This window comes from Candidatus Amarobacter glycogenicus, assembly GCF_016704105.1.
GTDB classification, from domain to species: domain Bacteria; phylum Chloroflexota; class Dehalococcoidia; order Tepidiformales; family Tepidiformaceae; genus Amarobacter; species Amarobacter glycogenicus.
This window is the reverse complement of sequence record NZ_JADJAT010000019.1, coordinates 320,587-342,471: the sequence shown is the minus strand read 5'-3', so window position 1 is coordinate 342,471 and position 21,885 is coordinate 320,587. Positions and strand designations below refer to the sequence as shown.

The window sequence follows — 21,885 nt, the reverse complement described above, 5'->3', positions numbered from 1 at the left end:
TGACTTAGGTACATGCCTATGTCACTATATTGACACATGCAGAAGGAGGAACCGGCATGTCTCTCTTCGACCCGTACAGCCACGCACGCATTCTCGAGCTCCGAGAGGAGCGGATCTCCCGTGCGGCTCGGCGTCGGGAATCGCTGGGACTCGGCGCCGCCGAGTTTCCCGCACTCCACGGCGCCGTCGCGGCGAGTGCCCATGCCCTCGTGCGGCGGCTGGCCCGCCAGCGCAGCGCAGGCACTGAGCCGGGCCAGCCCCGGCCAGCCCTCGATTCCTGAGGCGCGAGCAGCAGGAGGAGATCAGCTTCACACAACTGGTCCGCGCTCCCTCGAACGAGTGAGGCGGTCCCCATCCTCCGGCGGTGGGCACGCATGCCGGGGTGGCGTCTACTCGGATCACCGGCCGGGAATCGGCCGACCGAAAAGGAAAGCATCTACCATGACCCTGCACCCGCTCCTCCATCCAGCGCTAGCCGCGACGGTCTACCGGCAGCGGCATGCCGAGCTTGAGCGCGAAGCGGCCGGCTTCCGCGCCGCTGCGGAATCGAAAACCCCAAACCGCATCGCGCGCCTCTTTGTCCGGCGCCGCGAGGGGAACGCCACCTGGATCGAGACCGTTCTCGTCAAGCACGCAGCGTGACTCTTCCCGGAAGGCTGCGAAACACGAAGGCCCGCTGAACTCAGCGGGCCTTCTGCTTTTCGGGGTTACCCGGTTGGTGCTCTCTGGCGGAGAGGGGGAGATTCGAACTCCCGGTGACTTGCGCCACACCGCTTTTCGAGAGCGGCACCATCAACCACTCGGACACCTCTCCGCTCAGGAGTGTACCAAGCGGCAGCCGCTTCGAGCCATCGATCGCCCGCCTTCGTCCCGGGCCGAGGGACTCAGTTCAGCCGGAAGGTGTCTTCCTCTTCGTCGTCGTCCGCGTCACTGTCGCTGTAGACGCCCGCCGGCGACCCGCGCCAGACGGTCACGACGAAATCTTCGCGATATGGGTCAGCTGTCATCACCAGCTGCTCATCGGCGGCATCGATCAGTTGCTGGATTCGCTCTTCGTTCGCGTCGGCGGTCGTGCAGAGTGTCCCGTAAACGTTCGCGCCCTGGTAGTGGAGGTCGATGCGGCCGACGATGCCGCCCTCTTCTAATACGGTGTACGACTCCGAATGTGGCGTCCGGCATTCCCGTTCGAAGCTAATCACAGCGGCCTCACCTGTCCTCGACCCACAATGGTCCATTTGTAGCTGGTCAGTTCGCGCAGGCCCATCGGCCCCCGCGCGTGCATCTTCTGCGTCGAAATCCCGACTTCCGCGCCGAGCCCAAACTGGGCGCCGTCGGTGAACTGTGTGCTGGCGTTGACATAAACCGCGGCCGAATCGACCGCGTCCAGGAACTCCATGGCATTCGAATAGTCATCGCTCAGGATGGCATCGCTATGGTGGCTGCCGTAGTGCTCGATGTGCTCGATGGCCTCAGTCATCGAATCGACGATACGCACTCCCACCCGCAGGGCGAGGTGCTCGGTCTTCCAGGTTTCCTGGGTGGCTGGCTCGATGTCGCTGGCGCCTGCTCGCTCGAGAACTTCGCGGGCCCGGCTGTCGCCGATGAAGGTTACCTTCGGCCCCCACTTGCCAACCAGCCGGCCGAGAAAGGCCGGGGCGACGTTCTCGTGGACGAGGAGCGTGTCGACGGCGTTGCAGATGCTGTAGCGCCGTGTCTTGGCGTTGTCGACAATCGCCACGGCCTGCTCGAGGTCCACTCTGGAGTCGACATAAATCTGGACAACAGCATCGCCGTGCGCCACCACCGGCATGGTCGCGTTCCGGCGTACATGATCGATCAATTGAGCTCCACCGCGGGGGACCACCAGGTCGATGAGGTCGCTCATCTCCAGCAATTCGTCGACGTGGGCGCGGTCGGGGTCCGAGATCACCTGGATGGCATCACCGGGGATCGTGGCGCCGGTCAGTGCCTTCTGGAGGAGTTCGCCAAGCGCGGCATTGCTGTTCCGCGCCTCCTTGCCACCGCGCAAGATCGCGGCGTTCCCGCTCTTCAAGCAGAGCACGGCGATGTCTACCGTCACGTTGGGACGAGATTCGTAGATGCAGGCAACCACTCCGAGCGGCACGCGCCTTCGCCCGATGAGCAGCCCGTTCGGCAGCGTACGCGAATCGAAGACTTCGCCGACGGGGTCGTCGAGGGTCATGACCTTTCGCGTATCGGCGGCGATGCCGCGCAATCGATCCGGGTTGAGAGTCAGTCTCTCGATGAAGTAGTCATCGAGACCCGCCTGGCGCGCGGCGGCGAGGTCTCGAGCGTTTGCTTCCAGGATCGGCGCCTGTTCGGTCTCGAGGAGCTCCGCGATCCGGGCGAGCGCGGCGTCTTTGTCTGCCGTCGAAACACGAGCGAGGGTGCGCGCAGCTGCCCGCGCGGCCGCGGCGCGTTCCCGGAGCAGCGAGGTCGTCATGGTCATTGCCGTAGTGTAATCCATGCGTCCGCGGTGTCGCCGCTTGAGTAGCGCAGGGTCTGCAGTCGGGTGGGTCGGATTGCCCCTGAAACGGCTCGCCATGGTTACAGACCCGCCAGATACCCCGTTTCGAACCCCCCGCCCACCGGTTTACCACTCCGCCGGCCGCCTCGCTCCCAGTTTTGCTCCGCTGCGCCACGGAGTTGACACCTTTTGCGTGGACGTGAGGCGTCGAATCTGGAGATAGCAGGGACGCCGGGCACCCACGATTGCCTGGCAACCGGTCGCGCCCTGAGCGGCCGGATGGAGGGATTATGCGACGTCGACATCTGCCCGGATTCAGCCAACTGGCCAACCTCGGGATATCAACCAAGCTCGGTCTCATCGTGATCGTCCTGGCGATCCCGATTGGCGCACTCCTGTTTGTGCAGTACCAGGACCAGCAGGCGGCAACAAGCCAGGCAGACTCCGAATCAAACGGGCTTGACTACGTCGCCGCCGTGATGCCCTTCATGCGTGAGGTCCAGCTCCACCGCGGTCTGGTGGAGCGCGTGCTGAATGGCGATGAGCCGGCCCGCGCGAACATGCAGCGGACGGCAGCGGCTGCGGACGCCGCCCTCGCCAGCATCAATGAGATGGACAGCCGCTGGGGAAGCGATTTCGAGACGAAAGAACTCGTCGCCTTTCTCAACACCGAGTGGCCCAAGGCGCGCGACAACGCCACGAGCACCCAGGATTCGAGCGCCCTCCACAACTCCGTGATCCAGCAGGGCGTATTCCCCCTGATTACCACGATCGCTACCGAATCGAAGCTGGTGCTCGACCCGGACCTCGATAACCGCAGCGTAATTATCGCGCTTACCGAGACGCTTCCGCGGATGACCGAGGCGCTTTCGCAGATGCGAATCCAGGGTACCGGCGCGCTCGTCGCTCGGCGCAACATGGCGCCCACCCAGGAAACGCGCCAGTTCCTCGCCGGGCAATCCGCCCTCGCCGAGTTCGAGGCCCAGCAGTTGAAGAGCCAGCTCGAGACGGCGATGGCTCACAATGCCCGGTTCGAAACGGACCTTCGCACGATCGTCAGCCGCTCCGAGACGACCCGCGGTGTGTTCATGGATAACACCGAGAGCTCGGTGGTGAACGCGACGACGCTTTCGGCAACCGGCGCGGAGGCGTACTTCATGCTGGGAGGGAGCGCGATCGACCTCTCGAATGAACTCCTCACGTCGGCCCAGGAAGCGTTGCAGGCGGACTTTGACGCCCGCTCGGACGCTGCCCGCCAGGACTTCGCCACCTATGGCTCCGCCGCTGCCATCGGCATCATCATCGCGATTGGTCTCGCCATCTTCATCTCCGCAACAATCACTCGCCCGATGACGCACCTGGCCGAAGTTGCTGACCGCATGAGCCTCGGCGAACTCGACGTGGAGATCGACATCGAAGGCGACAACGAGATCGGCCAGCTCGCTGAATCACTGCGGAGAATGCAGTCGAGCCTGCGGTCCGCCATCGAACGCCTCCGCCAGCGCCGAGTGGCCGCTTAGGCCCGGCGCGGATAGGACGGAGCAGCCGAGATGGACGCAGCGATTCCCCGTGAGTTGGCTTCTCGCATCGCCGCAACCGCGGCGGGCATCGAAGGGGTGCGCTCGGCAGTCGTCTGTTCGGCGGAAGGGGACGTGCTTGGCGCGGCCCGCTCCGAAGAGCCTTCGAAGGACGCCGCACTCGCCAGCTTCGTCGCAGTCCGCGCTGAAGCCCTTCCCGTGGATGGCGACCTCCGCGGGATGGGCAAGCAACTCGCGGGCAGCACTTTCAGCCACATGAGCATCGTGGGGAGCAGCGGCGAATCTGCGCTCTACCACCTGGCTCCCGGAGCGTATCTCTCGGTGCGCATCGCACCCGGCCGGTCCGCAATGACCGCTGGCCCCCTTGCCGCGCTCGCCCGGCGCGTCTCCACCATGCCCGAATCGACGATGAGGAGTCCTCAGCCATGATGTTCCCGAAAGACCGCACGCTGTACGCAAACCTGAATACCTCGTTCACCTCGTTCGATGCGCTCATCGCCGACTTGAAGGAACGGAAGCTGACCGGCTACATCGAGATCACCGCGCCTGCTTACACCGGGACGCTCCTGCTTTCCGAGGGGGAAGTGGTGAACGCCCAGGAGCTGAGCGGCGACAAGCGAACCGTCGGCCCGGAGGCCGCCCGGGGCGTGATGGAACGAGCCGCCCAGAAGGACGGCGTCATCAACGTCTATTCGGCCTTCCCGGATGTGGTCCTTCTACTCCACAGGTTGATGGACTCTCGCCCGCTCTATCGCGACCTTACAAGTGCCTTCACGAGCCTCGATCGCCTGATCTCGAAACTCCGGTCCGATGGGCTCACGGGCTACGTGGAAGTCCACATCGGTGAGAACGAGGGGGCCGGGATTATCTACCTCGCGGGCGGGGAACCGGTCGAGAGTGTGTTCTCCTCGGGCGGCCAGATGACCAATGGGCAGGAAGCGCTGAACGCGATCGTGAGCACGGTGAACACGAGCGGCGGCACGTTCAACGTATTTGTGGAAGCCGGCGAAGGCGCCGCCGCCGGCGCTGGCGCGGCGCCGCCGGCGAAGCCCCAGGAGGATTTCCGGTCCGAGTTACTGGCGTTCTGGGACGACGTTATCTCTATCACCGAGTCGACCGTAGACGGCTTCGCGAAGCCGGGCCGGTTCCTCATGGCGTTCCGGGAAGTACTGGTTTCCCGAGCTGTCACCTACCCGTTCCTGGATCCGTTCGCTGCGGAGTTCTCCTACGCGGGCGGGCATATCTCCTTCGATCATCCGCTGCCCGATGATTTCAACAAGGCGCTTGGCGATTGCCTGAGCGATGCGGTCTCGAAGCTGGCGTTCCAGTTTAAGCGCGCCGACCTCGAAACCCGGGTTCGCTCCCGCCTGGACGGCATCAGCGAGAAACATGCGGCCATCATCGACCGCTTCGGGCTCCGCGACGACGTTCAGGAATTCGTCGCCTGATCTGAGAGGATGGCAGTGGAAAAGGGACTCGAGCAGGTTGGCGCACTCCCCGGTGTGGGTGGTTCGTTCCTTTGTGACAACAACGGCGATGTCATCGTGAGTTCCGATCCGGCCGTTCTCGCCACGGTGACGATGAGCACAATCGGTCGCGAAGTCGGCCGTGTCTTCGTGGCGCTAGAGACCGCGAAACAACCGGCCGACCGGATCGACTTCGTCTACAACTCGTGGCGGCTGCTGGCGCAGGATATGGGCACTGCCGTGTTCTTCGTCGTCTGCCAGCCTGAGGTTGATATGGCGATAGTGCGGATGACGGTCGAAGTTGTAATCGCCGGGTGGCGCAAGGATGCCAACGCTCAGAAACGGCTCCACCGTCACCAGGCCGAACGCGCAGCACTCGTCAGCCGCGCGGTCCTGGACCAGGGCTCCTGGTCGTCATGGACGGTGCTTACATCAGGGGGACAGCCCTCGTTGGGCTAAGAGGGAGAAATACAATGGCCGAAGGACTTACAGGCAGTCTCGCGCAGCTGCCACTCGTCGATCTGTTGAAGATGCTGGCCGCCGGAGGGCAAACCGGGCGTCTCGAGCTTACCTCGGGATTGGACCAGGGCGCGGTCTATCTCGCCCACGGTGAACTCGTGCACGCGGAAAGCGACATGATCACCGGCGAGGCCGCGTTCGTCAGGCTCGCGGGATGGCCGAGCGGACAGTTCCGTTTCGACCCCCAGGTGCAGGCGCCTCGGCGGAGCATCGAGAAGCCAATGGACCGCCTGCTGGCGGATTCGGCACGGGCAGCGAGCGAGCGCGAGGCACTGCGCCGGGTCGTCCCCAATATGGATGTGGTGCCCCGCCTGGCGAAGAAAGCCCCTGGCCCCACGATCACGATCGACGGGGCTGACTGGGAGCTCCTGGCCTCAGTTGATGGCGAGTCAACCGCGGCCCAGATGGCCAGTGCTCGTGGCATCGAAGACATCGACATGGCAAAGACGTTGTACCGGCTCAAGCTGGCGGGGCTGGTGGAAATGGCGATGGTCCAGGCTGCAGCGCCCCAGCAGCGGGCCCTGGCGGGCCCTGGTTTCTTCCAGGCGCTGACATCCGCTATCGCCGAAGCGATGGGCCCGCTCGCTGAGATCATCATCGATGACGCTGTCGAAGACCTCGGCTTCAACCGCGCCACCTTCCCGCGTGACGCTGTGGCGGCGCTGGCCGAAAGAATCAGCGGGGAGATCCGCGAGCCAGAGAAGCGCGTCCGCTTCCAGCAGACGATGCTGCAGTTGCTCCGAGCCGGGCAACAGGCCGCTTAGCCCGCCTGCCATACCTGATGCGGAGCGGATGCGCGGGCCGTTACACTGGCTCCATGCCCGATTACGTCGTAGTCGGCGGCGATCGCCGTCCGCAAAGCAGCGAAGGCAAGCTCGTCGCGTTCATCGTCCGGTGGCTGATCACGGCTGCAGCCGTGTGGGTTGCGGCGAAGCTGGTGGGGGGCATCCACCTGGAAGGTTGGAGGAGCACCCTCCTCGTGGCGCTCATTCTTGGGCTGCTCAACGCCTACCTGAAGCCGCTGCTGGTCGTGGGTACCTTCCCCGCCCTGATCATGACGCTCGGGGTCTTCCTTGTCTTCATCAACACCGCGCTGCTCGCGCTGACCGCCTGGATCTCCGGCAAGTTCGATTCGATCCACTTCGCCATCGATGGCTTCTGGGCCGCATTCTTCGGCGCGATCATCATCAGTGTTGTCAGTTTCTTCATCAGCCTGATCGTGAAGCCGGGGAAGGTCGCCCGTTCCGTGGCAAGGTAGTCCAGGAGCGGACTACTTCTCCAGACCGGCCAGCGACATCAGCTCTTCCGCAAGCTGCCTGCCCAGCCCGGCCGCTGTTTCGGCGGAACCAGCCATTTTCGACCGGAAGATGCGGCCATCCGCGGCGATGAGGGCACTGAGCTTCAAGGTGGTCCCGAAGTGCTCCGCGTGTGCGGCTGCCGGGAAGCTGCAGCCCCCATCGATCGCCGCAAGGAACGTCCGCTCCGCGGTCGCGGACTGCCGCAGGGTGGCGTCGTCGATCGTCGCGAGGAGGGCGCGCGTGGCGCCGTCGCTACTCCGGCATTCCACCGCGAGTGCGCCTTGCGCGGGAGAAGGGAGCATCTCCTCGTAGCCAAAAACATGGTCGGCGCGCGCCTCGAGACCCAGCCTGCGCAGGCCGGCGAGCGCGAGGACCGTTGCGTCGTACTCGCCGGACTCGACCTTTGCGACGCGCGTCTCGACGTTGCCGCGGATGACCCGAACTTCCAGGTCGGGCCGGAGCTCGAGGATTTGCGCGGTCCGCCGCGGCGAACTGGTCCCGATGATCGCACCTGCCGGCAACGACCTGAGGTTGACGCGCAGACGGCTGACGAGCGCGTCGCGCGGATCCTCGCGCAGGGGTACGGCGGCAATGGTCAGTCCGTCGGGGCGCTTCGTCGGCAGGTCCTTGTAGCTGTGGACGGCGATGTCCGCTTCGCCACGTGTCAGCGCGTCCTGGATCGCCGAGGTAAACCAGCCAGCCCGCTCGCCTTCCTGGAGCGGCGTCGACTGGTCGCGGTCGCCGGCAGTGACGACAGTGACGACGTCTACATCAAGGCTGGCGTTGCGCGCGCGCAAGAGGTCGGCGACGAGACCGGTTTGAATGAGAGCGAGCCTGCTGCCGCGCGTGGCGATGCGGATGGTGGTCATGCGTTCGCCGCCTCGCGCAGCGCCTCGTGGGCCGCGCGTACGGTGGCATCGATTTCGTCCTCGGAGTGTGCCGCCGAAACGAACCAGGTCTCGAACTGTGAAGGGGGCAGGAGGATGCCACGCTTCAACATGCCTGAGTGGAAGCGCGAGAACGCGCCGGTATCGGACTCGCGCGCTTCGGCGTAGCTGGCCGGCGCCCCGGCTCGGAAGAAGAGCGTGAGCGCCGAGCCGCGGCGGACGACGCATGCAGGAATCTCGGCGCGGCGGATGGCAGTGTTTAGCCCGTTTTCGAGATGACGCCCGAGTTCTTCGAGCCGCGAGTAAACCGTACCCGATGCGAGCGCATCCAGCATCGCTGCACCCGCGGCCGTGACCAGCGGGTTCCCGCTGAGCGTCCCGGCCTGGTAGACCGGGCCGAGCGGCGCCAGCAGGTCCATCACTTCGGCCCGCCCGCCGAGTGCTCCGATGGGCAGCCCGGCGCCGATCACTTTTCCGAGGCATGCGATGTCGGCCCTGGGGAGCAGTCCGCTCAACCCGTAGCGGAAGCGGAAGCCGGTAATGACCTCGTCGGCGATGAGAAGCGCGCCGTGCGCTCTGGGGACGGTGTTGAGCGCTTCGAGGAATGCCTCCGTAGGTTCGACGAGGCCCATGTTGCCTGCGACCGATTCGACGATGACGGCGGCGGTCTCGGCAGCATGGCCGGCGAACCAGCCGGCGAGAGCGGCAGGGTCGTTGTATGGCAAGACGGCAGTAAGCGCAGCGATCGGCTCGGGAACACCGGCCGAATCGCTCAAACCAAGTGTCGCGACGCCGCTGCCGGCTTTCACCAGGAGCCCGTCGCTATGCCCGTGGTAGCCCCCGTCGAACTTCACCAGCACGGCCCGGCCCGTGGCCGCCCGTGCCAGCCGGATGGCAGTCATGGTTGCCTCGGTTCCGGAGTTCACGAAACGGACGCGCTCGAGCCCCGTCGCTGCAATGACCCGGCGTCCGAGTTCGACCTCGCCGGGCGTGAGCGCACCGAAGGCAGTGCCCTCGCCGGCGGAGCGCCGTATCGCCTCAACGACGTCCGCCGGAGCGTGGCCGAGGATGAGCGGCCCAAACGCGCCGATGTAGTCGATGTAGCGCGTGCCCTCGGTATCGAAGACAAAGGGTCCCTCTCCGCGAGCGATCGGCACGGGGTTGCCCCCAACCGAGCGAAACGAGCGCACCGGGCTGTTTACTCCCCCGGGGAACAGCGTCCGCGCTTCGGTGACGAGGTCCTGGTTAGTCATGCGCTTCTGCCATCTCCTGGAGGTATCGCTCTCGTAGTTCGTTCCCTGGTTCCTCGAAGGCCGCCCAGGCGATGCGCGGGTCCGGCGCTTCGCGGGAGGGCGGTGCTTCCTGCCAGGACGCAGCCTCGCGGCAGAACGCCACCAGCACGCTGCACGCTTCGGGGCAGGGGATATCGCCGGGAGCACATGCGGCGCCATTCCAGACGGGGTGGCGGACGCAAGCTCCACAGACGACCCCTGCCGCTCGTGCACGCCCTTCTTCGGAAAGTACCGCCGAGGACTCGTACCTTCCGCTCTGCCGGGCGAGCACATCTTCGAGCGGGACGACGCGGAGCGTCCCCGCCGCGAATTGGCGTTGATGGGTGAGGGCGAGGGGGTAGACGGTCTCGATTGCTGTGTCCGCGTCGAAAGCCGGCCCGAGCGGGGCGGACCAGCCAGTCGGGAGGGTGGCCGCGCCGGAAAGCGGGCGATAGCGCCCGTCATCGCCAAGGCGGACGTGGGCAAATACGGCTTCGGGTGTCCCCGTGATCGTTCGATTCGCGGTCCCCGGCACACCAATCGCTTCGTCTTCGATCAGGAGTTGACCAACAGTGCGCGTCACTCCGCCGCACTCCCGGCGAGCCGTTCGATGACGGCTGCGAGGGAGGGGTGCGTGCCGACAGCCCGTGTATAGCGGACGATGCGGCCCCCTTTGCGGGTCTCCGCGCCTTCGAGAGAAAGGTCCGCAGGTATTGTCTGGCCGGCGTGCCAGCCGTCGGCGACGAACAGCGGCACGACCACGACTGTGCCTGCCCGGAAGATCTCCAGCATGTCCAGCATTCCGGGCTCCTGGTCGAGAAAAACGGCCCCGGCTTCGGCGAAACGGCCGCTCGCCCGGACGCGTTTCGCCATCGCGTAGACGTTCCTCTCAGACTCGGATTCGCGCCGTGTGCCATGGCCGAGGACGGCGATGGCATCCTCCGGTCGGGCGCCGGCTTCGAGTGCTCGTTCGATGATGACGCCGGCGAGTGACTCATCGGCGCCCACCGGTCCGGTATACCGGATCCGCTGGCCGTCGCGCTGCGTGAGCGGGCCGTCCAGGCGCATCTCCCGAGGGATCACGGTCTTCGTGAAGTAGCCGTTGGAGATGAAGACCGGGACGACCACGACATCCGCGCTTGCGCAGCCATCGAGCATGCGCGAAAGCGAAGGCTCTTCTTTCCAGAATCCGGTGAGCACGTCCTCGAAGCGGCCGCTACGGCGGAGCGCCGCGGCGTGCGCGTGGATGGGCGCGCTGGAGTTGGCGTTCAGGTGGGAGCCATGTCCCACGAGGGCCAGCGTGGTCACTGCCGCGCCTCCCGCTTCTTCGCCAGCCGCTCTTCGCGTTCGACGCGGGCGACCTCGACCAGGTTTCCCCACCCGGGGCCGAGAGCCGTGATGATCCGTTCGCGGACGGACCTCGCCAGCGACGGGGAGGCTCCGCCGGTCGAAACGCCGACTGTCAGGTCGCCATCTCGGACCGTCGCCGGTGTGAAGAAGGTGCTCTCGGCCTGGCGGTCGGCGACGAGCACGGGGATGCCAGCGGCACGAGCGAGCCGGCCGACCTCCTGGTTGACCTCCCGGTCGCCGGTGCACGCCAGGACGAGCCCCCAGCGAGGACAACCGGGGACGTCGGCCGGGGCGAACGGCCGCTCGATTACCGTCGCGAGCGACAGGTGGTGAATTGCCTCCACCACCTGGGGCGCGATCACGGTGAACGGGAATTCGCCATCCGCGAGCGTGCGCGCCTTCCGCAGTGCTACCGCTCCGCCGCCGACGATCAGGGCCGGCCCGGCTTCGGGGCGCACTTCGATGAGCACGCTCATTGGAGCACCTCCGCGACTGCCGCAACGAGGTCTGCGATGGATGGGCTGACCGCGGTGGCGTCCACCCTGCCGAACGCTTCGCGGGTTGCGGCGGCGGCCTGCGGCCCGATGGCGCAGAGGGCGATTCTGCCTGGCAGCGGCGTCCCCCCGAGCGCCTGTCGGAGGAACCGGGCCGACGAGGCGCTCGCGAACGTAATGGCATCTGCTGTGAGGATGCGGTCCAGGGTCAGGCCATCGAGCGGGACGGGACGGGTTTCGTACACGCGCACTTGCTCCACCTGGGCGCCGCGAGCGCGGAGGCCGTCCGCGAGGCGGTCCTCGCTGAGCGACCCGCAAGGCAGCAGGACGCGAGCGCCGTCAACCGAGGGCAACTCGCCGGCCAGTGCTTCGCTCGTGGCGGCGGCAGGGACGAAGTCCGCCAGCACGCCGTTGCCGGCGAGGGCGTCCGCGGTTGCCGCGCCGATCGCCCCGACCTTCGTGGTCCCCAGAGCTCGTGCATCCTTCCCGTCCGCCCGGAGCACTGCGAAAAACGCTTCGACCGCGTTCTGGCTGGAAAAGATGGCCCAATCCCAGCGGGTGCTGGTTTCCTCACCCGTTCGCAGGTCTGGCGCGCCGTGGATGATCTCCAGCACGGGCGCCTCGATAACGCCGGCGCCGAGCGCTTCGAGCATGCGGCGCAGTTCGCTTGCCTGGCTTCGCGTGCGGGTTACGACCACCGTCCTGCCCGCGAGCGGCCCGCTCGGGGCGAACCCCAGTTCGTCGTGGAAGCGGGCGACTTCACCGATGACCGTCAGCAACGGTGTCGGCAGAGCGGCATGTTCGACAGCTGCGGCGAGACTCGCAAGGGTTGCCAGGACGCTCCGCTGTGCAGGCAGGGTGCCGTTCGAGATCGAGGCTGCGGGGGTTTCCGGTGCCCGCCCCGCTTCGATGAGCCGGTGCGCAACCTCCGGAAGGACCGCCGCGCCCATCAGGACAATCACGGTGTCGATCGCGGCGAGGGCCTGCCAGTCGATCGCTCCGGGGTTGCCTGCTTCGCTCCCGGTGATGACCGCGAAGCTGCGAGCCAGGCCGCGGTGAGTGACCGGGATGCCCGCATATGCAGGGACCGCGACGGCCGAAGTGACCCCCGGGATGACCGAGAATGGCACCCCTGCCGTTCTGCAGGCGAGCGCTTCTTCGCCGCCGCGCCCGAAAACGAAGGGGTCGCCGCCTTTGAGGCGCACGACGTACTTGCCTTCGGTCGCTTTGGCGACGAGGAGCGCGTTGATCGCTTCTTGGGACATGGAGTGCGCCCCCGACCGCTTGCCTACGTGGATCAACTCCACGTCTGGCCGACAGTGGCCCAGTGCATCCGGCGAGGCCAGCGCGTCATAAAGGACCACATCGGCCGATTCGAGTGCTCGGACGGCGGCGACGGTGATCAGCCCGGGGTCGCCCGGGCCCGCGCCGGCAAGGGTTACGTGTCCCCTTTGGGTGCTCATTGGCAACGATTGTGCCACGCGCGGGGCGGGAGTGGGCTCGTGGCCCGCACAACGGCCCCCAAAGGTGCAGCCCCTCGCCGCCGCTCCCGCTCCCCTATACTTCCGCGGATGCAGAACGATGTGCCCGCCGGGATCAAGTACGAAGCGGTCAGCCACTTCTTCGCCGAAAACGTTCCAGGAGGCAGGGCGCCGCTCCGGTTCTCCCTCATTAGCGGCGGCCGTTCGAACCTCACCTACAAGGTCGAATCCGATGGCGGGACCTGGGTCCTCCGGCGGCCGCCACTTGGGCACGTCCTCCCGACAGCCCATGACATGGCGCGCGAGTACCGCGTGCTCACGGGGGTAGCGAAGGTGGGGTATCCGGCGCCGAAGCCCATCGCCCTCTGCGAGGACGCCGCCGTCAACGACTATCCCTTCTACGTCATGGAATACCGCGAGGGCGTCATCATCGCGGAAGAGCTCCCGCCCGGATACGCCGAGACGGAGGACCAACGGCAGGCCATCAGCCGGGCGCTCGTAGCCACACTCGTGCAGCTGCACGCCATCGATTACGAAGCGGTGGGGTTGGGCGACTTCGGCCGGCCCGACGGGTACATCGAGCGCCAGGTCCGGCGCTGGGCCGAGCAGTGGGGCAGGTCTGAGACCCGCCCCCTCGCCGAAGTGAATGAACTGATCAAGCGACTCAAGGCCGCCCTCCCCGTCTCGCCGCCACCGGCCATCGTCCACGGCGATTACCGGCTCGGGAACATGATGCTCGGCAGCGACGAACCTGGGCGCGTGGTCGCGGTGCTCGATTGGGAGATGTGCACGCTAGGCGACCCGCTTTCGGACCTCGGCTACACGCTCGGCTACTGGGGCGAAGAGGGGGATTCCGAGAGCCAGATCAACGCCCGGCCAACCAGCTCAGTCACGGCCCGGCCCGGGTTCGCCACGCGCCGCCAGCTCGTCGACGAATACGGGCGGTTGAGCGGGCGGGATGTCTCGGCGATCGAGTACTACCAGGTGCTGGCTTACTACAAACTCGGCGTGATCACCGAAGGCATCCACGCGCGCTTCCTCGCGGGCGAGACGGTAGGCGAAGGATTCGAAGGTTACGGCGAGCGCACCGAGAACCTGATGAAGTTCGCCCTGGAGATTGCCGACAACGCCGCCGACCCGCGACTTCGGGGCGCAGGGATCTGAACCCAAGGTCGGCCGTGGCCGGCTCCGGCTCACACGCGGGGGCTGCCTAGTGGTGGCCGTGGACCAGGCTGAGGAATTCCGCGCGCGTCACGGCTGATTGCTTGAAGTTGCCGCGCATCGCGCTCGTGACCATCCGGCTTCCGGGTTTCTTGACGCCCCGCATCGTCATGCACAGGTGTTCCGCTTCGATGACGACGGCGACGCCATCCGGCGTGAGGACTTCCATGATCGCCTCGGCGATCTGGCTGGTGAGTTGCTCCTGGATTTGCGGGCGGCGGGCGAACCCTTCCACCACTCGCGCCAGCTTGCTTATCCCGACGACCTTGCCATCTGGGATGTAGCCCACGTGGGCTTCTCCGTGGAAGGGGAGGAAGTGGTGCTCGCACATCGAATAGAACGGGATGTTGCGGAGGATCACCATCTCATCATGGGCGACCTGAAAGACGACTTTCAGGTAATCCCGCGGATCGTTCCACAGCCCCTCGAAGATCTCCGCGTACATCTCCGAGATGCGGCGCGGCGTGTCCTGGAGGCCTTCCCGCGCCGGGTCGTCGCCAATGGCCGACAACATCTCGATCACTGCGGATTGCATTCGGGCCAGGTCAGGGCCGTTCGGTGTCTTCAAGTGCGGTCTCCAGGCGGCGGTCGGCCGATCGTATCAGTCGCGCGTCATGGGCGTGGCGATTGGGCCCGGGTTCCGTTGGGTGCGAATGCGGTGGCAAGGGCCTTCGGCGCCTGCAACATCCATCCTGCCAGGAGCAGTTCCTCAAGCTGTTCAATCGGGATCATGTCGAGCCAGGCGAGGACTGCCGGGAAGCTGTGGTAGTGCGGCTCGGTAAAGAACGTGTCCGGGGCCGAGCCGATGAGTGCCTGGCTGGCTTCGACGCTCGCCACGCGAATTGCGAGCACATCGGGCCGTGGCGCGCGCGGGCCCTTTGCCGTTTGGCGCTCCATCCAAACCCAGGCGAACGCTCTCTTGCGGCCACCGTTTGCCAACGTGAATGCGAACCGTCCGGGGTCTTCCGCGACGCCCGGCAACGAGAGGGCTAAACGGCGGACTTCATCCTGAGTTGCCATTGGCGTCCCGCCGATCTTAGCGGGCGAGGATCGCGCGTGTCAGGGTAACCAGCGTCTCCGGGAGTTCGGGCTTTTCGTCTTCGCCTGCCCAATTCCCGATTCCGAGCATCGCCAGCATGATCGTGCCGACCAGCATCCGCACAGTCGCATCGAGCGGCAGGTCGCGGAACTCCCCGGCCGCGACGCCCGCCTGGACCATGTCGCGGAACCCGGCGTGGAGCCACTCGGCTTGCGACTCGTCGATCTGCCGGTTGCGGGCGCTCACCTGAAACGCCGCCGTCAGGATCGTCCGGTTGTTCCTCAGGTAAGCGGCGAGCGCGAGCACGGCCATGCATGCGCGTTCCATGTACGGCGTGGTCCGGTCGATGCTGGCGAAATAGCGGTCCAGCGCTTCGTCCCGCTCGGTTTGGAGCACCTCGCGGAGGATCTCGTCTTTCGAACTGAAGTAGCCGTACAGCGTGCCGACACCGGTGTCGGCCAGCTCCGCGATATGCTGGATAGAGGTTTCTTCGTACCCGCGTTCGTGAAAGAGCTTGCTCGCCGCCGTGATGATCGAGGCGCGCGTCCTGGCTTTCCGGCGCTCGAGCCGGCCGGGTGCGGTTGCTACCACGCTGTCATACCTCATCGGCCGAATACGGCATCCGGGGAGTTCTCTTTCGAACATCACTGCGGTTGACTCGAAAGTGAACGGAGTATACCGGACGACTTGTATTTGGAGTCGAACGACATTCCGATATAGCGTGAGGCGACCGTGGATAATCGGATCGTGCGTGTTGCTTTCATCCTCGCCCTGCTGCTGGTGGCCGGCGCTTGTTCTGGAGGCGACGGCCCGTCCACTCCTCAATCGACCGCGACGAAGAGTCCCGGCGACGCTCCGTGGTCCCCGGCGCCGGTCGCGTGGCTCCCTGACCGTGCTGCGCGGATCGGCGGTTGCTACACCCGCGGTCCGGGCGATTACATCGATGCCATCGAGCGCATCGAGGGAGCGCGCAGTTTTCGCCTGCACATCCCCACGGGCTATGACGGGAGCCACGGCGTGCCTGTGGTCTTCAACTTCCACGGGCAGGGTCGGTCCGCCGAGGACCAGGACAACTACAGTGGACTAATCCCGGTTGCGGACACCGAGGGCTTCATCCTGGTCAGCCCTGAAGGCGCTTATCACCAATGGGACATCCTCGGGGTCTATGCCGACGAGGGGAACGACGATGTCGGCGCGGTTTCGGAGATCCTCGACTATCTGAAGAGCCAGTTCTGTATTGATCCCGGCCGCGTCTTCGCCACCGGGATTTCGAACGGAGGGCAGATGGCGGCGCAGGTCGGGTGCTTGCTGCCGTACCAGTTCGCGGGGATCGCACCGGTCGCGGGCATCGTCTACCAGGGTTGTGACGGGCCGCCGGTGGCGGTGATCGCCTTCCACGGGACCGAGGACTACAACGTGCCCTATGAGTCAGCGCCCGAGGCGGTGCGCGAGTGGGCACGTTACAACCGCTGCCCGGAGACCCCTGAGACCGAGCGGACCGGGGAATTCGTGGTGCGCGAATCGTACTTCGGCTGCGAGGGCGCGCCGGTCGTGTTCTACACGCTCGAAGGCGGCGGCCACACCTGGCCGGGAGCCGAGGACGACACCGGTGGAATAGGACCGACGAACCACGAAATCCGCGCCAGCGACTTGCTCGGAGAGTTCTTCCGGAACGTCCGCCGCGGCCCCTGAATCGACAATCGCTGTTTGCCAATCGACAATTCGCCCATGCCCAGAGAGCACCTCGCCTCCCGTACCAGCGTCTTCAACGAATCGGTCATCCGCGAGATGACCCGTCTTGCGCTGTTGCATGGCGCCATGAACCTCGCCCAGGGCTACCCGGACTTCCCTGCGCCCGATTTCATCAAGCAGGCTGCGATCGACTGCATCAATGCGGACATCAACCAGTACGCCATCACCTGGGGGTCGCCCCGGCTGCGCCGGGCGATCGCCGATAAGAACAGGCGCATCTCGGGGCTCGACCTGGACCCAGACCGCGAGATCACGGTCACCTGCGGAGCGACCGAGGCGATGATGTGCGCGATGCTCGCCATCATCGAGCCTGGCGACGAGGTCATCGTCTTCGAGCCGTTCTACGAAAACTATGTCCCCGATGCGGCGATGAGCGGGGCAGAGCTCGTGTTCGTTACGCTCCGCGGCGAGGACTTCCTATTCGACCCTGTGGAACTGCGCCGCGCGTTCTCTGCGAAGACGAAGGCAATCATCGTCAATACGCCGAACAACCCGAGCGGCAAGGTGTTCACCCACGACGAACTCCAGCAGATCGCCGCGCTCTGCCAGGAGTTCGACACGCTCTGTATCACCGATGAGATCTACGAACACATCCTCTACGACCACCACGAGCACGTTTCGATAGCGACGCTGCCGGGGATGTACGAACGCACGATCACCATCAGCGGACTTTCGAAGACCTTCAGTGTGACCGGTTGGCGGCTCGGCTACATGATCGCCCCGGCGCACCTGAGCAACGCCCTCCGCAAGGTGCACGACTTCCTCACTGTCGGAGCACCGGCTCCGCTCCAGGAGGCGGCGGCGATAGCCATCGAACAGGCGGATTCGTACTACCCGGAACTGCGCGCGATGTACGGCCACAAGCGCGGCCTGCTCCTGAACGCGTTGCGCGAAGCAGGCTTCCACTGCCACCAGCCCCAGGGCGCCTACTACATCATGGCCGACTTCTCGGACCTCGGGTTCCGCGGCGACGATACGGCATTCGCGCATCACCTCATCGAGAAGGTGGGGGTCGCTCCGGTCCCGGGCTCGAGTTTCTACAAGGGCACGGCGGGCAGCACGATGATCCGCTTCACGTTCTCGAAGTCGGAAGAGACGCTGCTGGAGGCAGCGCGGCGGCTGGGTGGGATGTAGCGCGGCCGTGGACCACTACACACGGTTCCCCGTTTCCATTTCGCCGCTTACGCTCGGAGCATGACGCGAAACAAGCTCACTCGCCTCGCCCTCGTGGCTGCGCTCCCCGCGATGTTGCTCATCGCGGGCGCTTGCAGCAGTGACGATGACGACGATTCGCCTTCTGCGACGAACACCGTCGTGACAGAACGAACTCCCACTTCGTCCCCATCGAAGTCCACAACCTCAGGAGCCATCACCTTGACTAATCCCACCACCACGGCCACCGGCCTCAAGTACGAAGACGTCGTTGTCGGCACTGGAAAGAGCCCGCAGACGGGCCAGCGCGTGACGGTGCACTACACCGGCACGTTCACCAACGGCACCAAGTTCGATAGTTCGCGCGACCGCGGCCAACCGTTCACGTTTGTCATCGGCAACGGGAACGTGATCAAGGGCTGGGACGAAGGCGTGATGACCATGAAGGTCGGCGGGAAACGCAACCTCGAGATCCCGCCGGCGCTCGGGTACGGTTCGCGCGATTATGCATCGATCCCGGGCAACTCCACACTGCTCTTCGAAGTGGAGTTGATCTCGGTCCAGTAGCACGGGGGGCAAGCTTCGCCACGGAACCAATCAGACGGGAGGCACGCAAGTGCCTCCCGTTTTCGCTGTCCTGGGGCGCGTGGAAAGGCCGGGTAAGGCGTACGGCGCTTTCTCCCGAGTTTCACATCTTCCCCTTATCTAGCGCTCCTACGGTGATGTCTGTCCGGTGCACAACCCCCTACTCACACCGGCCAGGAAAGAGATACCAAACAAGATGAAGAGCCAGAAACTGCTTTCGCTCGGCGTCGCCGCCGTCGCCGTTGCCTCGATTGCCGCCGGGAGCCTCGTGTTCTCCGATGGCAGCGACTCGACCGCATCGGCACTGGGCCTGAGCGACAGCCAGGTCGAACAGATTGCCCTGAACGTCGCCAACACCGCCGAGGCCGACCGCGACGCATACCTCCAGAAGATCGCGGACAACCTCGGCGTAGACCTCGCGAAGCTCAAGGACGCCATCGGTAAGGCCAACGTCTCCACCCTCGATGAGAAGGTCGCTGCCGGGTCTATGTCCCAGGAGCGGGCCGATGCGATGCGCGAGAAGCTGGCCAGCGGCGATTCCTTCTTCATGGGCGGCAAGGGTGGACCAGGCGGCCATGGTGGCATGGAGCGAGGCTCCCGTGGCATGTCTACCGCCAGCGCTGAAGTCGCGAGCTTCCTCGGTCTCGATGCGGCCACGCTCCGCACCGAACTCCAGACCAAGTCGCTCGCAACCATCGCCGGCGAGCACGGAAAGACAGCCGACCAGCTCGAGGCCTTCCTTGTGGGCGAGAAGCAGGCCGACCTCGCAGAGAAGGTCGCTTCGGGCGACCTGACTCAGTCCGAAGCCGACCAGAAGCTCGCCGATTTCCAGGCGCGGATCGACGAGGAAATCAACGAAGTCCACACGCCGGGTGCGAAGGGTGAGCATGGTGCTCATTCCGAAGGCGCCGGTACAGCAGCCCCGGCCCAGTAACTCCCTCCTCCGGCCGGGCGCCAGACAGAAGGGGTCTCCCTCCCGCGGGGAGACCCCTTCGTCGTCCCCAACTCGTCACTACTTGTCGCGCCGCTGACTCCATTCGCCATGGACTTTCTAGAACATGCGTTCTAATCTAGTCACATCCCGAACAGGAATACTTCCATGCGCATCCTCTCGCTCTTCTTCCCGCGCCTCGGAGTCCAGATACTCCGCGCCACGCGGCCCGAACTTGCCGGGCACCCGGTCGGGCTGCTCGCCGGGGAAGGCGACGGCGCACTCCTGGCCGCTGCCTCCGTCGAGGCGACGGCCGATGGTGTCGAACCCGGGATGACCGCGCTACAGGCCCGTCAGCGTTGTCTCGGCATATCGTTTGAACGTGACAACGCCCGTGAGTGCCTGGAACGGCTTGAGGCCGTTGCCAGCATTCTCCGCACCCGCGCGACACCCGATGTCGCGATCGTGTCGCGAAACAGCGTCGCTGTTGCCCTGGACGGACTGGAAGGGCGCTTCGCCGATGAGGCCGCGGCCGCCCAAGCCCTCCTCGTGCTCGTGCGCTCTTGGTCCGGTTTGGATGTGCGCGCCGCAGTCGCATCGACAGTGGAAGAGGCGGAGTGCGCCGCGCGGACGGCCCGCCGCTTCCCCGTAATTCGCGAATACCGCCCCGCCGCCAGCACGATGCTTCCGCGACGTGAGCCGGTAACGGTTTCGGTCACCTGGGAGACCCCCGCAACGGCTGCGGCGGCCCGCTTGCGGCTCTGGAACGGCCTTGCATCGCTCCAGCCGGCGCTCGATGCCTACGAGCAGTCGTTCCGGGCTGTCCGTTTCGAGGTCGAACGGGGAGCCTGCCGGAGCGCCTTCATCGCTCGTACGTCCCAGCCCATCCATCGCATCGCTGAGGTGCTCGACCTGCTGCGAGGGCGCGTCGAAGGCGGCGCCCTCGATGGCGTGACCGCCCTGCGTGTGACGTTGGAACAGCCCGGACCGTCGGTAAGCGTTGCGCCCTGGCGGCCGGCGGTGGCCACCATGCACCAGTTGGCCGCTCCGGCGGTGCCGGTGCAACGGCGGCTTCTGCGCGCAAGCTGAGCGTGCGCAGTCTCGCTAGCCGCGGTGTTCCAGTGCGCTATGGACAGCATCGGCCACGCGCTGGTGGGCGGCGGCAGTGAAATGCAGCGCATCTGAGTAGAGCGCATCGACATCCGAATCGCGCATGAACTCAGGGTCCACCCAGCCGATCCGCCGTTCGCGGCACAGGCCGCGCATCCGGGCGTTGAAGGTGAGTTGGAACGACCGTGCCTTCGCGTTCTCTCGTTCGATGGCGCCCGTAAAGGGAAACGACCCGATCACGATGACGCGAGCGTTCTCTTCACGGGCGAGCCGTTCGACCGTTGCCCGGTAGGCGTCCCAGACCTCCCGGGTAGAAGCCTCGGGAGCTGTCCCGAGGACGCGCCGTGCGAACCAGTGGGCCGAGCGATTCAACCTGGACGCTCTGTCTGTCGCGTCGGCGGCTTGCCCGCTGCCGGTCTGCGCGTCGAACCAGCGAAAGCGGGCCTCCGCCCAGTCTCCGGCTCTCTTTCCTGCGACGTGCCTGATGCGGTTGGCGACGGTCCTCATCGAATACGCATAGAGGGTGACGGACAGAATGACGACGTCGGGCGCCGAAGCTCCAAGCTGGCGTTCGAGGTAGCCCAAGGCGCCGGGAGCCGTGGCGTAGTAGCGCGTGTGCGTCAACGCCCAGGCGGACCCGGCCGTTTCGAGCGACTGCGCGACGAGCCACGGCCACGCGAGTTCGCGGCGGGCAAGCTGGGAACCGTCGGAGTCGCTTGTACCGAGGACGAGAAGGTTGGGCACGGCTGGCACAGTCTGGTGGCTCCGCCAGCCACGGTGAAGCGCTCCGACGGGCGGTAGCCTCCTATTCGCCAGGCGTCAGTCGACCTTGACCTCGATGCTGAAGCTGTCCGCAGGCGCTTGATTGGGTTCGAACGAACGCCGGTATTCCATTTTCAGGGTGGACTCGCCCTTCTCGACGGCTCTAAAGGTGAACACCTCCGTGCCGGGGGCTCCGACGACCTGCGTGGTTGAGCCTGCCGGGACGAACTTCGGTTCGCCATCGAGTTCGAGGATTGCCGGCTCGGGACCGACGATGACCCATCCATAGCCGGTGCTCGGATTCGACGTTAGCGCCACCACGAGGGTGCCACCATTCGCCACCTGCACCGTTTTTCCATTGTCGGCCTGAGTCAGCTGCACCTCGTCCGGCGCTTCGTTGTCGTCCTCGCCGCAGGCGACCGCGGCGAATCCCAGTGAAAGAGCAGCGAAGACCACCGCCATCGTGAGTGAGATACGCATTGGAGACCTCCCGGGCCCATTGTGATCCCTGGGCGCCGGGGATTGACTGGCTGCCAGGGAT

General features: G+C 65.7%; 27 protein-coding genes and 1 tRNA gene. 14 read left to right on the top strand and 14 right to left on the bottom strand.

Features of this window, described 5'->3' with window-relative positions; genetic code table 11:
* Positions 1-56 precede the first annotated feature (56 nt).
* Both IPG14_RS12960 and IPG14_RS12955 read left to right on the top strand, forming a co-directional pair.
* The gene (locus IPG14_RS12960; protein ID WP_343392095.1) at positions 57-281 is read left to right on the top strand and encodes a hypothetical protein; all 225 of its coding nucleotides are present in this window, start codon (positions 57-59) and stop codon (positions 279-281) included.
* Positions 282-441: 160 nt separating this feature from the next.
* Positions 442-642 carry a hypothetical protein gene (locus tag IPG14_RS12955; protein WP_343387532.1) on the top strand — a complete coding sequence of 67 codons (201 nt, stop codon included), beginning with the start codon at positions 442-444 and terminating at the stop codon, positions 640-642.
* Positions 643-726: 84 nt separating this feature from the next.
* On the opposite strand, the gene IPG14_RS12950 is transcribed toward IPG14_RS12955, so the two are convergent.
* The 3 genes from IPG14_RS12950 to IPG14_RS12940 form a co-directional block, all read right to left on the bottom strand.
* Positions 727-814 (bottom strand) — tRNA-Ser (locus IPG14_RS12950).
* A 70-nt stretch (positions 815-884) separates the two neighbouring features.
* On the bottom strand, positions 885-1,199 hold the full coding sequence (locus IPG14_RS12945) for a hypothetical protein (protein WP_343385966.1): 315 nt from the start codon (positions 1,197-1,199) through the stop codon (positions 885-887).
* Positions 1,196-2,464, bottom strand: coding sequence for a glutamate-5-semialdehyde dehydrogenase (locus tag IPG14_RS12940; RefSeq protein ID WP_343392276.1), 1,269 nt, complete (start codon positions 2,462-2,464; stop codon positions 1,196-1,198). The genes IPG14_RS12945 and IPG14_RS12940 overlap by 4 nt, the downstream gene beginning before the upstream one ends.
* Before the next feature lie 314 nt (positions 2,465-2,778).
* On the opposite strand from IPG14_RS12940, the gene IPG14_RS12935 reads away from it, so the two are divergent.
* Genes IPG14_RS12935 through IPG14_RS12910 form a run of 6 tightly spaced genes read left to right on the top strand, consistent with a single transcriptional unit; the run spans position 2,779 to position 7,269 of the window.
* Positions 2,779-4,008 (top strand): HAMP domain-containing protein, encoded by a 1,230-nt coding sequence (locus tag IPG14_RS12935; RefSeq protein ID WP_343385965.1) that lies wholly within the window; start codon positions 2,779-2,781, stop codon positions 4,006-4,008.
* Between the two features lie 30 nt (positions 4,009-4,038).
* Positions 4,039-4,455 (top strand): hypothetical protein, encoded by a 417-nt coding sequence (locus tag IPG14_RS12930; protein ID WP_343385964.1) that lies wholly within the window; start codon positions 4,039-4,041, stop codon positions 4,453-4,455.
* Entirely contained in the window at positions 4,452-5,474 is a 1,023-nt protein-coding gene (locus IPG14_RS12925) for a hypothetical protein (protein ID WP_343392094.1), read from the top strand. The genes IPG14_RS12930 and IPG14_RS12925 overlap by 4 nt, the downstream gene beginning before the upstream one ends.
* Before the next feature lie 15 nt (positions 5,475-5,489).
* The gene (locus IPG14_RS12920; protein ID WP_343392093.1) at positions 5,490-5,951 is read left to right on the top strand and encodes a hypothetical protein; all 462 of its coding nucleotides are present in this window, start codon (positions 5,490-5,492) and stop codon (positions 5,949-5,951) included.
* Between the two features lie 14 nt (positions 5,952-5,965).
* Complete coding sequence (locus IPG14_RS12915) at positions 5,966-6,775, top strand: DUF4388 domain-containing protein (RefSeq protein ID WP_343387535.1); 810 nt, start codon at positions 5,966-5,968, stop codon at positions 6,773-6,775.
* Between the two features lie 53 nt (positions 6,776-6,828).
* Positions 6,829-7,269 carry a phage holin family protein gene (locus tag IPG14_RS12910; protein ID WP_343385960.1) on the top strand — a complete coding sequence of 147 codons (441 nt, stop codon included), beginning with the start codon at positions 6,829-6,831 and terminating at the stop codon, positions 7,267-7,269.
* A gap of 12 nt (positions 7,270-7,281) precedes the next feature.
* Here IPG14_RS12910 and hemC read toward each other — a convergent pair whose 3' ends face one another.
* From hemC to cobA, 6 genes are read right to left on the bottom strand one after another with little or no spacing between them, the layout of a single operon-like run.
* Positions 7,282-8,178 carry a hydroxymethylbilane synthase gene (gene hemC, locus IPG14_RS12905; protein ID WP_343392092.1) on the bottom strand — a complete coding sequence of 299 codons (897 nt, stop codon included), beginning with the start codon at positions 8,176-8,178 and terminating at the stop codon, positions 7,282-7,284.
* Entirely contained in the window at positions 8,175-9,449 is a 1,275-nt protein-coding gene (locus tag IPG14_RS12900; protein ID WP_343392091.1) for a glutamate-1-semialdehyde 2,1-aminomutase, read from the bottom strand. Before IPG14_RS12900 ends, hemC begins: the two co-directional genes overlap by 4 nt.
* Positions 9,442-10,050, bottom strand: a complete 609-nt coding sequence (locus IPG14_RS12895; RefSeq protein WP_343392090.1) for a DR2241 family protein — start codon at positions 10,048-10,050, stop codon at positions 9,442-9,444. Before IPG14_RS12895 ends, IPG14_RS12900 begins: the two co-directional genes overlap by 8 nt.
* Positions 10,047-10,775: a CbiX/SirB N-terminal domain-containing protein gene (locus IPG14_RS12890; protein WP_343392089.1), complete on the bottom strand. Its 729-nt coding sequence runs from the start codon at positions 10,773-10,775 to the stop codon at positions 10,047-10,049. The genes IPG14_RS12895 and IPG14_RS12890 overlap by 4 nt, the downstream gene beginning before the upstream one ends.
* Positions 10,772-11,293 (bottom strand): bifunctional precorrin-2 dehydrogenase/sirohydrochlorin ferrochelatase, encoded by a 522-nt coding sequence (locus IPG14_RS12885; protein ID WP_343385955.1) that lies wholly within the window; start codon positions 11,291-11,293, stop codon positions 10,772-10,774. Before IPG14_RS12885 ends, IPG14_RS12890 begins: the two co-directional genes overlap by 4 nt.
* Entirely contained in the window at positions 11,290-12,774 is a 1,485-nt protein-coding gene (gene cobA, locus IPG14_RS12880; protein WP_343392088.1) for a uroporphyrinogen-III C-methyltransferase, read from the bottom strand. Before cobA ends, IPG14_RS12885 begins: the two co-directional genes overlap by 4 nt.
* A gap of 108 nt (positions 12,775-12,882) precedes the next feature.
* Here cobA and IPG14_RS12875 point away from each other — a divergent pair, with 108 nt between their 5' ends.
* Positions 12,883-13,956: a phosphotransferase family protein gene (locus IPG14_RS12875; RefSeq protein WP_343392087.1), complete on the top strand. Its 1,074-nt coding sequence runs from the start codon at positions 12,883-12,885 to the stop codon at positions 13,954-13,956.
* Between the two features lie 46 nt (positions 13,957-14,002).
* Here the strand turns inward: IPG14_RS12875 and folE are convergent, their stop codons facing one another.
* From folE to IPG14_RS12860, 3 genes are all read right to left on the bottom strand, one after another.
* On the bottom strand, positions 14,003-14,548 hold the full coding sequence (gene folE, locus IPG14_RS12870; protein ID WP_343386452.1) for a GTP cyclohydrolase I FolE: 546 nt from the start codon (positions 14,546-14,548) through the stop codon (positions 14,003-14,005).
* 77 nt (positions 14,549-14,625) lie between these two features.
* The gene (locus IPG14_RS12865) at positions 14,626-15,033 is read right to left on the bottom strand and encodes a hypothetical protein (protein ID WP_343392086.1); all 408 of its coding nucleotides are present in this window, start codon (positions 15,031-15,033) and stop codon (positions 14,626-14,628) included.
* A gap of 16 nt (positions 15,034-15,049) precedes the next feature.
* Positions 15,050-15,643, bottom strand: a complete 594-nt coding sequence (locus IPG14_RS12860) for a helix-turn-helix domain-containing protein (protein ID WP_343392085.1) — start codon at positions 15,641-15,643, stop codon at positions 15,050-15,052.
* Positions 15,644-15,784: 141 nt separating this feature from the next.
* Between IPG14_RS12860 and IPG14_RS12855 the strand changes: the two genes are divergently transcribed.
* The 5 genes from IPG14_RS12855 (at position 15,785) to IPG14_RS12835 (ending at position 20,561) form a co-directional block, all read left to right on the top strand.
* Entirely contained in the window at positions 15,785-16,744 is a 960-nt protein-coding gene (locus IPG14_RS12855; RefSeq protein WP_343385950.1) for a PHB depolymerase family esterase, read from the top strand.
* A 36-nt stretch (positions 16,745-16,780) separates the two neighbouring features.
* Complete coding sequence (locus IPG14_RS12850) at positions 16,781-17,938, top strand: aminotransferase class I/II-fold pyridoxal phosphate-dependent enzyme (RefSeq protein ID WP_343385949.1); 1,158 nt, start codon at positions 16,781-16,783, stop codon at positions 17,936-17,938.
* Positions 17,939-17,998: 60 nt separating this feature from the next.
* The gene (locus IPG14_RS12845) at positions 17,999-18,523 is read left to right on the top strand and encodes an FKBP-type peptidyl-prolyl cis-trans isomerase (protein WP_343392084.1); all 525 of its coding nucleotides are present in this window, start codon (positions 17,999-18,001) and stop codon (positions 18,521-18,523) included.
* Between the two features lie 214 nt (positions 18,524-18,737).
* Positions 18,738-19,475, top strand: a complete 738-nt coding sequence (locus IPG14_RS12840) for a hypothetical protein (protein WP_343385947.1) — start codon at positions 18,738-18,740, stop codon at positions 19,473-19,475.
* A 165-nt stretch (positions 19,476-19,640) separates the two neighbouring features.
* A complete protein-coding gene (locus tag IPG14_RS12835) occupies positions 19,641-20,561 on the top strand; it encodes a hypothetical protein (RefSeq protein WP_343392083.1) in 921 nt (306 codons plus the stop codon).
* 15 nt (positions 20,562-20,576) lie between these two features.
* Here IPG14_RS12835 and IPG14_RS12830 read toward each other — a convergent pair whose 3' ends face one another.
* Positions 20,577-21,326 (bottom strand): SGNH/GDSL hydrolase family protein, encoded by a 750-nt coding sequence (locus IPG14_RS12830; RefSeq protein WP_343392082.1) that lies wholly within the window; start codon positions 21,324-21,326, stop codon positions 20,577-20,579.
* 75 nt (positions 21,327-21,401) lie between these two features.
* The gene (locus tag IPG14_RS12825; protein WP_343392081.1) at positions 21,402-21,824 is read right to left on the bottom strand and encodes a protease inhibitor I42 family protein; all 423 of its coding nucleotides are present in this window, start codon (positions 21,822-21,824) and stop codon (positions 21,402-21,404) included.
* Positions 21,825-21,885: the final 61 nt, after the last annotated feature.